The sequence below is a fragment of the Bacteroides sp. 1001302B_160321_D4 genome (assembly GCF_015667765.1).
In the GTDB taxonomy this organism is placed as follows: domain Bacteria; phylum Bacteroidota; class Bacteroidia; order Bacteroidales; family Bacteroidaceae; genus Bacteroides; species Bacteroides xylanisolvens.
This window is the reverse complement of sequence record NZ_JADPLO010000032.1, coordinates 20,511-36,010: the sequence shown is the minus strand read 5'-3', so window position 1 is coordinate 36,010 and position 15,500 is coordinate 20,511. Positions and strand designations below refer to the sequence as shown.

General features: G+C 43.1%; 17 protein-coding genes. 3 read left to right on the top strand and 14 right to left on the bottom strand.

Annotated features, from left to right (window positions below):
* Positions 1–84 precede the first annotated feature (84 nt).
* From lepA to KFO40_RS13490, 3 genes are all read right to left on the bottom strand, one after another.
* Positions 85–1,866 (bottom strand): translation elongation factor 4, encoded by a 1,782-nt coding sequence (gene lepA, locus KFO40_RS13500; protein WP_004312779.1) that lies wholly within the window; start codon positions 1,864–1,866, stop codon positions 85–87.
* 128 nt (positions 1,867–1,994) lie between these two features.
* Positions 1,995–2,195, bottom strand: a complete 201-nt coding sequence (locus tag KFO40_RS13495) for a winged helix-turn-helix domain-containing protein (RefSeq protein WP_004295603.1) — start codon at positions 2,193–2,195, stop codon at positions 1,995–1,997.
* A gap of 153 nt (positions 2,196–2,348) precedes the next feature.
* Positions 2,349–2,807: a C-GCAxxG-C-C family protein gene (locus KFO40_RS13490; protein WP_004295601.1), complete on the bottom strand. Its 459-nt coding sequence runs from the start codon at positions 2,805–2,807 to the stop codon at positions 2,349–2,351.
* A gap of 92 nt (positions 2,808–2,899) precedes the next feature.
* Between KFO40_RS13490 and KFO40_RS13485 the strand changes: the two genes are divergently transcribed.
* Positions 2,900–3,166 (top strand): hypothetical protein, encoded by a 267-nt coding sequence (locus KFO40_RS13485; protein WP_004295600.1) that lies wholly within the window; start codon positions 2,900–2,902, stop codon positions 3,164–3,166.
* An 11-nt stretch (positions 3,167–3,177) separates the two neighbouring features.
* On the top strand, positions 3,178–3,585 hold the full coding sequence (locus tag KFO40_RS13480; RefSeq protein ID WP_004309216.1) for a secondary thiamine-phosphate synthase enzyme YjbQ: 408 nt from the start codon (positions 3,178–3,180) through the stop codon (positions 3,583–3,585).
* On the opposite strand, the gene KFO40_RS13475 is transcribed toward KFO40_RS13480, so the two are convergent.
* From KFO40_RS13475 to dnaB, 6 genes are all read right to left on the bottom strand, one after another.
* Entirely contained in the window at positions 3,580–4,341 is a 762-nt protein-coding gene (locus tag KFO40_RS13475) for an exodeoxyribonuclease III (protein WP_004303567.1), read from the bottom strand. The two genes, KFO40_RS13480 and KFO40_RS13475, sit on opposite strands and share 6 nt — an antisense overlap.
* 29 nt (positions 4,342–4,370) lie before the next feature.
* Positions 4,371–5,624 carry an Nramp family divalent metal transporter gene (locus KFO40_RS13470; RefSeq protein WP_004295597.1) on the bottom strand — a complete coding sequence of 418 codons (1,254 nt, stop codon included), beginning with the start codon at positions 5,622–5,624 and terminating at the stop codon, positions 4,371–4,373.
* 199 nt (positions 5,625–5,823) lie between these two features.
* Complete coding sequence (locus tag KFO40_RS13465; RefSeq protein ID WP_004295596.1) at positions 5,824–6,069, bottom strand: TIGR03905 family TSCPD domain-containing protein; 246 nt, start codon at positions 6,067–6,069, stop codon at positions 5,824–5,826.
* 9 nt (positions 6,070–6,078) lie between these two features.
* Entirely contained in the window at positions 6,079–6,813 is a 735-nt protein-coding gene (locus tag KFO40_RS13460) for a YebC/PmpR family DNA-binding transcriptional regulator (protein WP_004295595.1), read from the bottom strand.
* A gap of 31 nt (positions 6,814–6,844) precedes the next feature.
* Entirely contained in the window at positions 6,845–9,307 is a 2,463-nt protein-coding gene (gene pheT, locus KFO40_RS13455) for a phenylalanine--tRNA ligase subunit beta (RefSeq protein ID WP_004295594.1), read from the bottom strand.
* A gap of 97 nt (positions 9,308–9,404) precedes the next feature.
* Complete coding sequence (gene dnaB / locus KFO40_RS13450) at positions 9,405–10,964, bottom strand: replicative DNA helicase (RefSeq protein ID WP_008648165.1); 1,560 nt, start codon at positions 10,962–10,964, stop codon at positions 9,405–9,407.
* A 238-nt stretch (positions 10,965–11,202) separates the two neighbouring features.
* Between dnaB and ispE the strand changes: the two genes are divergently transcribed.
* Complete coding sequence (gene ispE, locus KFO40_RS13445) at positions 11,203–12,033, top strand: 4-(cytidine 5'-diphospho)-2-C-methyl-D-erythritol kinase (protein ID WP_211146464.1); 831 nt, start codon at positions 11,203–11,205, stop codon at positions 12,031–12,033.
* 32 nt (positions 12,034–12,065) lie between these two features.
* On the opposite strand, the gene KFO40_RS13440 is transcribed toward ispE, so the two are convergent.
* The 5 genes from KFO40_RS13440 to rsxE form a co-directional block, all read right to left on the bottom strand.
* Complete coding sequence (locus KFO40_RS13440; RefSeq protein WP_004295590.1) at positions 12,066–12,428, bottom strand: type II toxin-antitoxin system HigA family antitoxin; 363 nt, start codon at positions 12,426–12,428, stop codon at positions 12,066–12,068.
* Positions 12,429–12,438: 10 nt separating this feature from the next.
* On the bottom strand, positions 12,439–12,738 hold the full coding sequence (locus KFO40_RS13435) for a type II toxin-antitoxin system HigB family toxin (protein WP_004295589.1): 300 nt from the start codon (positions 12,736–12,738) through the stop codon (positions 12,439–12,441).
* A 323-nt stretch (positions 12,739–13,061) separates the two neighbouring features.
* Positions 13,062–14,096 carry a UDP-glucose 4-epimerase GalE gene (gene galE / locus KFO40_RS13430; protein ID WP_004325755.1) on the bottom strand — a complete coding sequence of 345 codons (1,035 nt, stop codon included), beginning with the start codon at positions 14,094–14,096 and terminating at the stop codon, positions 13,062–13,064.
* A gap of 224 nt (positions 14,097–14,320) precedes the next feature.
* A complete protein-coding gene (gene rsxA, locus KFO40_RS13425; RefSeq protein ID WP_004295587.1) occupies positions 14,321–14,893 on the bottom strand; it encodes an electron transport complex subunit RsxA in 573 nt (190 codons plus the stop codon).
* 22 nt (positions 14,894–14,915) lie between these two features.
* A complete protein-coding gene (rsxE, locus tag KFO40_RS13420) occupies positions 14,916–15,500 on the bottom strand; it encodes an electron transport complex subunit RsxE (RefSeq protein ID WP_004295586.1) in 585 nt (194 codons plus the stop codon).

Below are 15,500 nucleotides of genomic sequence, written 5' to 3'. Positions count from 1 at the left end.
GGCAATCACCTGGTGTATTAAAAACTAACCGCAAGTCAATTTGTTCAGAACATATCTCTGAAAAATTGCTTGCGGCAGTTTTTTTTAATCCAGCTTCAGTACGGCGAGGAAGGCTTTCTGCGGCACTTCCACGTTACCGATTTGTTTCATTCGTTTTTTACCTCTTTTCTGTTTTTCAAGCAGTTTACGTTTACGGCTCACGTCGCCACCATAACACTTCGCGGTCACATCCTTACGAACTGCCTTAATGGTTTCACGAGAAATAATCTTCGCTCCGATAGCTGCCTGAATGGCAATATCAAACTGTTGGCGCGGAATAAGTTCCTTCAACTTCTCACACATCCGGCGTCCCATATCGTAAGCATTGTCAATATGCGTCAGAGTGGAAAGCGCATCCACAGGCTCACCGTTCAACAGAATATCCAACTTCACCAGTTTAGAAGTACGGAAACCATTCGGATGATAATCAAACGAAGCATACCCTTTGGAAATACTCTTCAACTTATCATAAAAGTCAATCACAATTTCTCCCAAAGGCATATTATAATAGATTTCCACCCGGTTACCGGAGATATATTCCTGTTTAATCAATTCACCACGTTTACCCAGACAAAGCGTCATGATAGGACCGATATAATCGGTAGTAGTAATAATAGATGCTTTGATATACGGCTCTTCGATATGGTCAATCATAGTCGGGTCAGGCATACCACCAGGGTTATGCACTTCCTTCATATTACCTTGCTTATCATATATATGGTAAGAAACGTTCGGCACCGTAGTAATCACATTCATATCAAACTCACGGTCCAAGCGCTCCTGCACAATCTCCATGTGGAGCAATCCGAGGAAACCACAACGGAAGCCAAAACCCAAAGCCAACGAAGATTCCGGCTGGAAAGTCAAAGACGCGTCATTCAACTGCAACTTCTCCAAAGACGCACGGAGATCTTCAAAATCCTCCGCTTCAATCGGATAAACTCCGGCAAATACCATCGGCTTCACTTCCTCAAAACCGGCAATAGCCTTTTCACACGGACGGGCAATATGCGTAATGGTATCTCCCACTTTCACCTCTTTGGAAGTCTTGATACCGGAAATAATATATCCTACATCTCCCGTACGAAGTTCGTTACGAGGCACCATATCCATTTTCAACACCCCTACTTCATCGGCGTCATACTCTTTTCCCGTATTGAAGAACTTCACCTTGTCTCCCTTGCGAATCATACCGTTTTCGATCTTGAAATAAGCAATAATTCCGCGGAAAGAATTAAATACAGAGTCGAAAATCAAAGCCTGCAACGGAGCCTCTTCATCTCCTTCCGGATGAGGAATCCGCTCAATCACAGCCGCCAGTATCTCTTCCACTCCCATCCCCGTTTTACCGGACGCACGGATTACTTCCTCCCGTTTGCAGCCCAACAATTCAACGATCTCATCTTCCACTTCTTCGGGATTGGCGCTCGCCATGTCACATTTATTAATCACCGGAATAATCTCAAGGTCATGCTCAATGGCCATATACAGATTTGAAATCGTCTGCGCCTGCACTCCCTGGGAGGCATCGACAATCAGCAACGCACCTTCACACGCAGCAATAGAACGCGATACCTCATACGAAAAGTCCACATGTCCCGGGGTGTCAATCAAGTTAAGGATATACTTTTCACCCTGATAAGTATATTCCATCTGGATAGCATGGCTCTTGATAGTGATCCCTCTTTCCTTCTCCAGATCCATATTATCAAGCATCTGCCCGGAAGTCACCTGAATGGTATGTGTAAACTCCAACAAACGGTCAGCCAAAGTCGACTTACCGTGGTCAATATGAGCAATAATGCAAAAGTTGCGTATATTCTTCATTCTGAATTCTTATTATTTTATCTTTTTGGTGTGCAAAGATACGTAAATGGCGGAATAAAAAAAAATGCGTTGATAACATTATGATTATGTACCAACGCATTTTTTTATTGCTTAAGTGAGTTACTCGCTTAGATCAATTTGATGAAGAGTTCACCTTCAACTTCTTCCACAGAGACTTTGTCTTCTCTCAATAACCAGCCAAGGCCGAGAAACAGATCTTTGTCAACCAATTTAGTTGCTTTTTTAAGCTGCTTGGCAGTCATTCCTTCTGTTTCGTTCAGTGCATTCCAGATAGTACCTGCAATTACACCAGCTTTTTCTTTCAACATTTGCTTTGCAATTTTAGTTAGACATGCTTAAAATCATCCGGTCAAAAAGACTTTCAGATTTTATTTCGGGGACAAAGATAGTTATTTTTATGTTATATAACACTTTATTGAGCACTTTTTTATCGTTTTTGTAATAAAAAAGCATTTTTTCTTTCATTTAGGATGCTTTTCGAGATATTCAGACCAAATTCTTGCCGCTTCTTCCACCATTTTAGCGCAAGGACGCTTGCTATAATATTGAGCAGTACGCTCTTCCGGAATCGTTGAAACGGGATCTTTTTTCTTTAATCCCAACAATTCGCCACAAATCAGCGAGCCGTTACGCTTCTTAAATTCAGCCGCCAGTTCTTGCACCACCGCATAATTGGCAGCTTTTCCTTCCCGGTCTGTCGCTTCCGTAGCGCCGGTTTCCAAGCCCGCCACCAAAAACATGCCGCAGGCAGCTCCACACGTTTCACGCATTCGTCCTATCCCCCCGCCAAAGGAAGCACCCATACGCAACGCCTGTTCCTGTGTAAATCCATACATATCCGCAAAGGCCGCTACTACCGACTGTGAGCAGTTGTATCCGCTCTTAAAAAGCTCCACTGCTTTCTGTATTCTATCTTCCATAAACTATTTTGCATTTTTATTTCGCACAAAAATATAAAAAAGTATCTTTGCATCAGATAGGGCGTAAAGATTAAAATCAAAAAAAAGAAAATATGAACAAAACTATTTCATATAAAGAATCGACAGCCATTGCCATCCAAGCTATGATAAGCGCAGCCAGAAAGGATGAATATGCTGACAGGAAAAGAAAAAGTGGTTTTCCCCAAAACAGAAAGAAACGTGATGTCACTCTCAAAGATGTACGTGAATGGAACAAGAGAAGAAATTATAAAGAGGATGCAGGAATTGCCGTCAATGCAATGATGGCGTCAGCTATCAACGACCCCTATGTGGACCTGAATCCACCCTCCAAATTCTAAGAGATAAAACAATGGCTACAACATTCGATATTCAACTCCCTCATTACTCGCGTGGATTTCATTTAATCACGCGTGATATCATTTCACAACTACCAGCACTTCCCGAAAGTGGCCTGCTGGTAGTCTTTATCAAACACACCTCTGCCGGACTAACTATCAACGAAAATGCAGACCCGGACGTACGGCATGACTTCCAGACATTCTTTAATAAACTGGTTCCCGACGGTGCCCCCTATTTCATCCATACCCTCGAAGGCCCCGACGATATGAGCGCCCATATAAAAGCCTCCCTGATAGGAAGCTCGGTCACTATCCCCATCAAGAATCACCGCCTGAACCTGGGAACATGGCAAGGTGTCTACCTCTGCGAATTTCGCGACGGAGGAGACACCCGTAAATTGAGTATTACTATCCTATAATATTTCCAACGCCATCGGACAATGATCGGAATGTACGGCCTCATTCAGGATATACGCACGTTTCAACAGCGGGCGTACCGGCTCACTAACCATGCAATAGTCAATTCTCCAACCCTTATTTTTGGCACGCGAATTAAAACGATAGCTCCACCAGGTATATTCCTGTTTTTCGGGACAAAGCGTACGGAAAGAATCCACATACCCCGCAGACAGGAAACGTGTCATCCACTCCCGTTCTTCAGGAAGGAAACCACTGTTTGTTGCATTCCGGACAGGATCATGAATGTCGATCGGCTCATGGCAGATATTATAATCACCACAAAGAATCAAATTGGGACGGGACTTCTGCAACTCCATCACATACTTTTGAAAATCTTCCAGCCACACCATTTTAAAAGCCTGGCGTTCGTCCCCGCTCGTTCCCGAAGGGTGATAAACACTGACTACCGATAAGTCTCCGAAATCCGCCCGGATAAAACGTCCTTCATTATCATAAGCCTCCATTCCCATCCCATATTCCACATGGTCCGGTTCCTGCTTGGTAAGTATGGCCACTCCACTGTATCCTTTCTTCTGCGCCGAATACAAATAAGACTTGTAACCCAACGCTTCAAACACCTCTCCCGGATACTGGTCCGGTTGCAGTTTCGTCTCTTGCAGACAAAGAATATCAGGATTCTCCTGCGCCAGCCATTCCGGCAAACCTTTAGATACGGCGGCACGTAGTCCGTTCACATTATAAGTAATAATCTTCATCGATCTATATGTATTGATTTATATTCATTTTATGAAAACAAAAGCATGATATTCAGTACCGAAACAATAATGGCAATCGAATACAACACAAACGTGCTCCAACGACTATTGACATAATCTCCCATCACCTTTCGGGAAGACGTCAGTCCCACCTGCAAAAATACCGTGAAAGGTAATTGAATACTAAGTATCATCTGCGAAATAATCAATCCTTTGAAAGGATCTCCAATAAAGAAAATCAGCAATAAGGCAATTCCCAGAGATAAAAGGACTCCTACCTGCGAGTGGCTGTCTTTGATATGATACGATTCACCGAAAATACCCGCAAAGATGGAACCTGCCGCCATTCCGCTCGTAATGGTGGATGAAATACCCGCCATCAGCAATGCCAGTGCAAATACGATGGCAGCATTACTTCCCAACAAAGGTTCGAGCAATGACTTAGCCTGTTGCAGTTCCTCTACCTGAATACCGCTTTTAAAGAAAGTAGCGGCAGCCAGAAGAATCATGGCACTGTTAATCGCCCAGCCGACAATCATTGAGAAAAGAGTATCAAACAACTCATATTTCAAGACCTTCTTAATAGAAGCATCATCTTTCTTATTATATTCGTGACTCTGAATCACCTCCGAATGAAGAAACAGATTATGAGGCATCACTACCGCTCCCAACACACTCATGATAATCAGCATACTTCCTTTCGGAAAAGAAGGAGTTACCCACCCTGCTGTCGCAGCCGGCCAGTCTATTTCCACCAGAAACAGTTCGTAGATAAACGAAAGCCCGATAACGGAGACAAATGCAATGATGGAACGCTCTATCTTTTTATACGAATTAGTGAAAAGCATGATAGAGACAAAAAGCGTAGTCAACACAGCTCCCCATATAATAGGAATATCAAAGAGCATTTCCAACGCAATGGCACCTCCCAGAATTTCCGCTAAAGAAGTAGAAATCGACGCCAGTACCGCCGTACCAAGAATAGGTCGCGACACCCATTTGGGAGTGTATTTAGTGGCCGCCTCCGAAAGGCAAAGTCCGGTAACAATCCCCAGGTGGGCAACGTTGTGCTGAAGTACAATCAGCATAATAGTAGACAATGTAACCACCCAAAGTAAGGAATAGCCAAATTCGGAACCGGCGGCGAAGTTAGAAGCCCAGTTTCCCGGATCAATAAATCCTACCGTAACCAGAAGCCCCGGACCAATATATTTAAAAACATCCAGTCCACCCAGATAGCGTTTATGATCTTTGCGTTTTAAGTCTTGAAAAATATTCTTCATTTTTGCATAATAGTTTTAACCTTACAAATATACTTATAAATAACGAGTGAAGGTCAATTTTAGTTCAAAATACCGACAAGTAAGTAAACAACACCCGGATACTCCCCCTCTATGGATTCCCGCAAAAAAAGACCCTCGACAAAATAAATTGCCGAAGGTCTTGAAAAATATCAAATTTTACAAAAATAAAAGAAGTCGATTAATATCCCATCTCATGTAATGCACGACACAATTGGTCAGGACATGAAGTCGGTCTGCCACCACAATGCACTCCTTCAAGTTTTGCGATAACATCCGCTACCTTCATTCCTCTCACAAGGCGGGAAATACCTTGAAGGTTACCATTACATCCTCCCCAAAAAGCAACTTCTTTCACCACTCCATCTTCCACATTCAGTTCGATGTTGGTGCTACAAGTTCCCTGGGTTCTATACACATATTCCATAACCTTGTCTTATTCTCCCTCTTCCGGCTGCATATTGGTATAAACAGTCTGCACGTCGTCAAATTCTTCCAAACGTTCGATCATCTTATCCAATGTTTCGCGCTGTTCCGGAGTCACCTCTTTCATGTCGTTCGGGATATAAGTGAAGTCTCCACCGACATCTTCAAAGCCACACTCCTCCAGGTGTTTCTGAATAGCGGCATAGCTCTTGGGATTACCATAGATAGTGATTGTTCCTTCTTCATCATCCTCTTCGTATTCATCTTCCACATCATAATCGATCAGATCCAGAATCAGTTCTTCCATATCCAATCCGTCTTTCTTCTTGAAAGTGAATACACATTTGTGGTCGAACAGGAACGCGAGAGATCCCATTGTACCGAGATTACCGCCAAACTTATTAAATACCGAACGAACGTCAGCCACCGTACGGGTTGTGTTATCTGTCAGCGTATCCACAAATACAGCAATACCGTGAGGACCGTATCCTTCGTAAGTCATGCTCTTGTAGTCGCTCTGGTCTTTACCCATTGCGTTTTTGATAGCACGTTCAATATTATCCTTCGGCATATTTTCACGCTTACAAGTAGCGATCACCGAACGCAAAGTCGGGTTATTTTCAGGTTCCGGACCGCCTGCCTTTACAGCTATCGCGATTTGTTTACCCAGTCTTGTAAATGTTTTAGCCATGTGGCCCCATCTTTTCAGTTTAGCGGCCTTTCTATATTCAAATGCTCTTCCCATTGGTTTATATTTTTAGATTGAAATTTTAAGTTTATCTAAGTTTGGCACCCAGCTTATCTTCCAAGTTCTTCACCAGTTTCGACATGATCTTATCAATCATCTTATCATTCAAAGTCTGGCTCTCATCCTGAAGCAGGAAGCTCACCGCATACGACTTCTTGCCTGCTTCCAGATTCTTACCTTCGTACACGTCGAAGAGTTCCACTTCTTTCAACAGCTTCTTCTCTGTTTCGTAAGCAATCTTTTCGATTTCGGCAAACTGCACATTCTTGTCAAGCAACAATGCCAGGTCACGTTTCACAGCAGGGAACTTGGAGATTTCCTTGTAGCTGATCTTCACAGAACGGATAGCTTTCATCAGTTCCTTCCAGTTCAAGTCGGCAAAATACACTTCATTGTCGATATCAAATGCTTTCAACAGCTTCTTAGTCACGATACCGAAGGAAGCAAGACGCTTACCACCCTTCGTATTGATAGAAAGTGCGGCAGCAAAAATATCGTCCGTCAGATTACCGACAACCAGATTGTGCAAATCCAGTCCCAGACGCTTCAATATATTTTCTACATAAGCCTTCAATTCATATACCGAACTGTTCTCATCTGCATGTGCCCATGAATTGGAAACCTTCTTACCGGTTACCCACAAGCCCAAGTGATAATCTTCCGAGTAAGGAGCCAATACCTTCTCTTCATTCTTCTTGTCAGCATCGAAATGATAGCAATTACCGAATTCGAAGAACTTCAAATCAGCATTCTTACGATTTGCATTATGAGCAATACTTTCCAGTCCACCGAACAGCAAAGTCTGACGCATAGCGTTCAAATCCGCACTCAACGGATTCAATAACATCACTAGATGGTTGGACGGATAAGTCTCCATACCATCATAATAAGCAGCACGCGTCAATGAGTTGTTCAAGATCTCATTAAATCCGCAGCCCACCAATTGCTCTGCAATCAGGTTCTGCAATTTATTCGATTTATCATGTTCACCTTTGGTAGTCAGGCTGGAGTTCAATGTAGTCGGGATTTCAACATTGTTATATCCGTAGATACGAAGAATATCTTCAATCACGTCACAATCACGCTGCACGTCTACACGATAAGGAGGAACAGCTAATGTCAGCCCTTCCGCCGTTTCATTAGTGATCTTCATTTCCAGGCTGGTCACAATGCTCTTGATTGTCTCTACCGGAATTACTTTTCCTACCAAAGAATGTACTTTCTCATAAGCCAGATCAACTATAAAATCGGGTGCAGGAGTAGTGAACACGTCTTTTATTTCAGAAGAAATCGTACCGCCAGCCAGTTCTTTAACCATCAAAGCAGCCAGTTTCAAGCAATATATCACACTGTTCGGATCGATACCGCGTTCGAAACGGAAAGAAGCATCCGTATTCAAGCCATGACGGCGGGCTGTCTTACGCACCCATGTAGGATGGAAATAAGCACTTTCAATGAATACATCTGTCGTAGCTTCCGTAGAACCGGAGTCCAGTCCGCCGAATACACCGGCAATACACATGGCCTCTTCCTTGTTACAAATCATCAGGTCGCGTTCGTTCAATTTACGTTCCACCTCATCCAGCGTAACGAACGGGGTTCCTTCCGGCATTGTCTTTACAATTACTTCATTGCCTTTTATCTTTCCGGCATCGAAGCAATGCAACGGCTGACCGAAAGCATGAACGATATAATTAGTAATATCCACTACATTATTAATAGGACGCACCCCGATCAGACGCAATTTATTTTGCAGCCATTCCGGACTTTCCTTCACAGTGACACCTTTCACCGTAACACCGGCATAATGCGGACAAGCTTCGCTGTTTTCCACCTTCACTTCAATATTCAAGTCATGGTTTTCCACTTTAAAGCCGTCTACCGACGGACGTTGCAAAGTAGCCTGTTTGCCGTTCTGAATCAGATAAGCATACAAGTCACGAGCCACCCCATAGTGAGAGCAAGCATCCGCACGGTTAGGCGTGATGTCCACTTCAAGCACATAGTCGCTCTTGATATTATAATAATCCTTGGCAAGCGTACCCGGAACAGCATTTTCCGGCAATACGATAATACCTGCATGATCCGTACCGATACCGATTTCGTCTTCGGCACAAATCATACCAGTAGATTCCACCCCACGGATTTTTGATTTCTTGATGGTAAAACATTCGTCACCGTCATAAAGTTTCGTACCTAACGTAGCTACCACCACTTTCTGTCCGGCAGCCACATTCGGGGCACCACAAACAATCTGTACCGGTTCACCGTCTCCCAGATTGACAGTAGTAATATGCAAATGGTCAGAATTAGGATGTTCCGTACAGGTCAGCACTTCACCGATCACCAGTCCTTCCAAACCACCTTTAATGGTTTGCACTTCTTCTACACCACCTGTTTCCAAGCCAATAGACGTCAACGCAGCAGCCGTTTCATCGGGCGTCAGGTCGAAGTTGACATACTCTTTCAGCCAGTTATAAGAGATATTCATATATTTAATTTTTTATTGTTTCTCAAAAAGATTTGCAAAGTTAATAAGATTTTTCGGTTGACCGAGAAGGATTTAAAAGAAAAATGCAAAAGGAGCGTCAGAATGGCAAAGGGCCATCTCCCGGTGCTCCGAATGGATTCTCCGTCTGCGGTGCAAAATCAGGTACGGGAGGAGGTACAGAACCAGCATTACCTGTATTCATTTTCGATCCTAACATAGCTCCTGCAGACTCGCCCGGCATCGGGATCACCATATCGTCCTCCGGATTAGAAAAACGGGTAAACTCACCCTTAAAGCGGAGCAGCACCTCTCCTACCGCACCGTTACGATGCTTGGCGATTACAATTTCCGCCATACCGCGCAAGTCATTACCACGATCATCCTGATAAATCTTATAGTATTCCGGACGGTGGATAAAGCACACCATATCGGCATCCTGCTCAATGGCTCCCGATTCACGAAGGTCACTCAACTGCGGTCGTTTACCGTCAATACCTTCACGACTTTCCACACCACGATTCAACTGTGACAGTGCGATGATCGGAATATTCAACTCTTTCGCCAGTCCTTTCAACGAACGGGAAATGGTACTCACTTCTTCCTGACGGCTACCAAACGCCATACCGCTCGCATTCATCAACTGAAGGTAGTCAATAATAATGATTCTCACCCCATGTTCACGCACCAGACGACGCGCTTTGGTTCGCAGTTCGAACACAGACAAAGACGGTGTATCATCCACGTAAAGCGGCGCATCCATCAGATTCTTCAGTTTATAGTCCAACTGTTGCCACTCATAACCCGCCAACTGTCCGCTCTTAATCTTTCCACTTTCAATTTCGCAGACATTGGAAATCAAACGGTTCACCAGCTGAACGTTACTCATTTCAAGCGAGAACAACGCCACCGGGTTCCGGTAATCCACCGCAATATTCTTAGCCATTGAAAGAACGAAAGCAGTCTTACCCATGGCAGGACGGGCAGCTATAATAATAAGGTCGGAATTCTGCCAACCCGAAGTCATCTTATCAAGTTTCGTGAAACCACTCTCCAGACCACTCAAACCATCGGTTCGAGCCGCAGCTTTCTGAATCAGCTTATAGGCTTCGTCAATCACCGGATTGATCTGCGTATAATCTTTTTTCATATTCTGCTGTGAGATCTCGAAAAGCTTGCCTTCCGCTTCCTGCATCAAGTCGTCCACATCCAGCGTCTCGTCAAACGCTTTACTCTGAATATTGCTCGTGAACGTTATCAACTCACGCGCCAGCGATTTCTGTGCAATAATACGGGCATGGTATTCAATATGTGCGGATGAAGCCACCTTACTACTCAATTGAGTAATATAGAAGGGACCTCCCACCTCTTCCAAGTCTCCGCGTTTACTAAGTTGTTCCTTTACAGTCAGAATATCCACCGGTTTCTGGTTCACCGCAAGATCGACGATAGCAGAATAAATCAACTGATGCCGGCGTTCGTAAAATGATTCGGGACGAAGAATTTCACTCACCAATGAATAAGCGTCCTTTTCAATCATTAAAGCTCCCAAAACTGCTTCTTCCAGTTCAGGCGCCTGCGGCTGAATACGACCATAATCATTTACCGGTTGTATTTTAGTAGACTTTGAATTGCGGGTATTTCTTTTCTGTTCGGCCATCGAGATATTTACTATTTTACGATTTACTATTTATTATTTTACGACTGGACAGACTCTATTATCACATTTATCACGGAATTCTTCCAGTCGAGACGACAAAGATAGAATATAATCACGAAGAATGAATAAGGAAAAATGAAGATTTTAGTAACTTTGCTCCCGATTCACATTATCCAGCTATGATTAATTGTAATGTGAAGCACTGTAAATAGTAAATAGTAAAATAGTAAATAGAAATATGATTGCTTTTCCCAATATCAAAATAAACCTGGGACTTTCCATCACGGAAAAACGCCCGGACGGATACCACAATCTGGAAACAGTTTTCTATCCGGTGGCTCTGGAAGACGCACTGGAAATCCGTACCTTCCCTAACGCTGACCGAAAATTCACTCTCCACCAACATGGAATGGAAATAGCCGGTAACCCTGAAGACAATCTGGTAGTAAAAGCCTATTTATTGATGGATAAGGAATTTCATCTCCCTCCTGTCGAAATCCACTTATACAAGCACATCCCTTCAGGAGCCGGACTGGGAGGAGGATCATCGGATGCCGCTTTCATGCTAAAGTTGCTCAACGATCATTATCAGCTGGGAGTATCCGAAGAACAATTGGAAGTATACGCTGCCACTTTGGGAGCAGACTGCGCTTTCTTTATCAAAAACAGACCGATATTTGCCGAGGGAATTGGAAACATCTTTTCCCCGGTCGAACTTTCATTAAACGGCTACCAAATCATGATTATAAAACCGAATGTTTTTGTTTCCACCCGGGAAGCCTTTTCAAGCATTCATCCCCATCGTCCGAAATATCCGGTTAGGGAGGCAATCCAGCGTCCTGTACAAGAATGGAAGGATACGTTAATCAATGATTTCGAAGCAAGTGTATTCCCGCAACATCCCGTCATTGGAGAAATCAAAGAAGAACTCTATCATCAAGGAGCAATCTACGCATCCATGAGCGGCTCCGGCTCATCCGTATTCGGGCTGTTTGCTCCCGGATTCGTCTTACCGGAAATTGATTGGGGAACTGACGTATTCTGCTTCAAAGGTACATTAAACAAATAAATCTCACTAACAATTATGTTTTGACTATTTTTTCAAAATCCCAACATGGCAGCGGGGTGTATATTGAGTACCCGGCAAAGCAAGCGAGCTATTTTTAAAGTAGGTTCCGAGCGACCCGAAATATAATCATTCACGCGTGAAGGGCTAACCCCTATTTCACTGGCAAGCTGTTTTTGTGTCATCCCCTTTTCTTCAAGGGACAATTCTATCAATTCTGCTACGGTTGGTTTTTCTATAGGAAAATGTTCCTTCTCATACGCAATCACTATATCAGACATAACAGAAAGCTCCACCATGCTCTTGTCATTTGCAGGAGTGCTGTCGTCCACCAAAGGCAGAAGTTCTTCGACTCTTGCCAATGCAAATTCGTATTGTTCTTTCGTTATTTTAGTCATATCTATTATATTATATAGTTGAACAATCTATTTTATCATACTCTTTATGAGTTCCCACCCAACGGACAAAAATGTATCCCACCGTAAATTTAACAACCACTACCAGCCGATAGTTGTTCCCTCTGATATTAAAAACATAGTGTTGATTGCCCACATAATCAGTCGATAGAAAATCCGCTTTTATATCAGACAAATTCCGCCATTCTGCTTTTTCCGCTATATCATACCAACGTTCTAAAGCAACACGTGAATCTTCACACCCTTTCGTCTCGTAGAAATCTTTCAATTTCTTATGTGATACTACTCTCATATCTTATTCATTTGATACAAAATTACAAAATAATTTTGGATAACAAAAGAATTAGTGCTAAATATTTTATAAAACAGAACATCCATGCTGGGCGTACCAAAAAACGGTACCACGACTCACGTCGTAGTACCGTCACAACACAAACACAAAATAAAACACGACAAAACTACTATGCAATCTTTCCTGTCTATGCCGGGGAGGCATAAGTACTATCTACGTATATTCGCATACTCATAAACAGCTTCAGGTCGATTAGCATTAATTAAACAAATCGCATGCACGATTTGTTTAAACTTTTATGTTATTTAAAACAAGTTTCTCTTTTATTGAATCCCTCTTTCACGGAGTTTCAGCTGCCAGTTCCATGCAGAGCGTAAAGTATCTTCTAAAGTTTCTACGGCTTTCCAACCCAGCTCTTTATTAGCAAAATCCGGATTAGCCCAAACTTTTTCAATGTCACCTGCACGACGTCCGACAATCTGATAATTCAATTTTACGCCAGTAGCTTTTTCAAAGCCATTTATTAATTCCAATACAGAAACACCACGTCCTGTACCAATATTAAATACTTCTACTTTTTCTTTTTGTGTCTTTTCCAAGATACGACGGATAGCAATCACGTGTGCTTTAGCCAAGTCAACGACATTGATAAAGTCACGGATACAAGAACCGTCCGGTGTATCATAATCGTCACCAAACACGCTAAGTTTCTCACGGATACCGATGGCTGTCTGGGTCAGATATGGAATCAGGTTTTGAGGAACCCCGTTAGGCAGTTCACCCAGCAATGCAGTAGGATGCGCGCCAATCGGGTTGAAATAGCGCAACATGATCGCATTGATCGGAGCACCTGAAGCTACCGTATCACGAATAATCTCTTCATTGATCTGTTTGGTATTTCCATAAGGTGATTCCGCTTTCTTGATCGGAGCCTTTTCCGTTACCGGCAGCTCGTCCGGCTGACCGTATACTGTACAAGAAGAAGAGAACACAATACCTTCTACTCCATGTTTTGGCATCAGTTCGAGAAGGTTAATCAAAGAAACCAGGTTATTACGGTAGTAAAGCAACGGTTTTTGTACCGACTCTCCTACTGCTTTGCTAGCTGCAAAGTGAATGATTGCCTTAATTCCTTTATATTTTGCAAATACTGCATCCAGACCGGCAAAGTCCAAACAGTCCAGCTTTTCAAAAACTGGGCGAATACCGGAAACTTTCTCTATATTGTCAACAACGTCGGCACTTGAATTTGATAAATTATCGATGATGATTACTTCATATCCACTGTTTTGTAGTTCTACAACAGTATGAGACCCAATGTATCCTGTCCCGCCTGTTACTAAAATTCTTTCTTTCATATACTTTATAAAAAATGGTTAGTTTCTCGGCTTATTATTGTTTGAGTTACAAATGTATGGAAATAAAATGGAATTGCAATAATCTGCCACAAATTTATTTGCTGAAAAGTAATTAAGGTACGATTTGGTAGCATTTAGGTATAAAAAAGAATTGGAAACTCTAACCTGTATGTCGCCACACAGCAGAGCTTCCAATCCCCTATTTAATTATCAACTGTAAATCCTTACACCACGCCGGAGAATCCCATGAATGCCATAGCAAGCAAACCGGCGGTAATCAAAGCAATCGGAGTTCCTTGCATTCCTTTCGGAATTTTCACAAGGCTCATCTGTTCACGCAATCCGGCAAAAAGCACCAGTGCCAGACCGAAGCCGATAGCCGTAGAGAATGCGTATACAACACCTGTCAGCAGGTCATAGTCTTTCTGAATCACCAGGATAGCGACACCAAGAATACAACAGTTCGTTGTAATCAGCGGCAAGAACACACCCAAAGCCTGATACAGGGCCGGAGATACCTTTTTCAGGATGATTTCCACCATCTGCACCAATCCGGCAATCACCAGGATGAATGTAATCGTCTGTAAGTATCCCAGTCCGAAAACATCCAATACAAACTTCTGAATCAGGAAGGTGACGATGGTAGCGATGGTCAACACGAAAGCAACCGCAGCGCTCATACCCATCGCAGTTTCCACCTTCTTGGATACGCCCAAGAACGGACAGATACCCAGGAACTGCGACAACACGATGTTGTTTACAAAGATTGCCGAAATAAATATCAATATATATTCCATATTCTTTTCTTATTTAATTGAATTAGGCTTTCTTGAAACTGTTAATCAACGCAATGAGGTATCCCAAAGCGATGAAAGCGCCCGGAGCCAATACGAATACCAACATTCCATATTCTTCCGGCATGATGGTCAGATCGAAGATTTTACCGGTTCCCAGAAACTCGCGGACAGCGCCCAGCAAAGTCAGGGCAATGGTGAAGCCAAGCCCCATACCGATACCGTCGAACATAGAAGCAACTGCGTTATTCTTGGCAGCGAAGGCTTCGGCACGTCCCAGTACAATACAGTTCACTACAATCAACGGAATGAAAAGACCGAGTGTAGCATACAGTCCCGGCACGTAAGCCTGCATCACCATTTGAAGCAAGGTCACGAAAGACGCAATCACCACAATAAACGATGGGATACGCACCATGTCCGGAATCAGGTTCTTTATTAAAGAAATCACCACATTCGAGCAGATCAATACGAACATGGTAGCCAGTCCCATACCCATACCATTGATAGCCGACGACGTAGTACCCAATGTAGGACACATACCGAGCAGGAGTACAAACGTAGGATTCTCTTTAATAATCCCGTTCATCATTACTTTAAAGTTATTCAT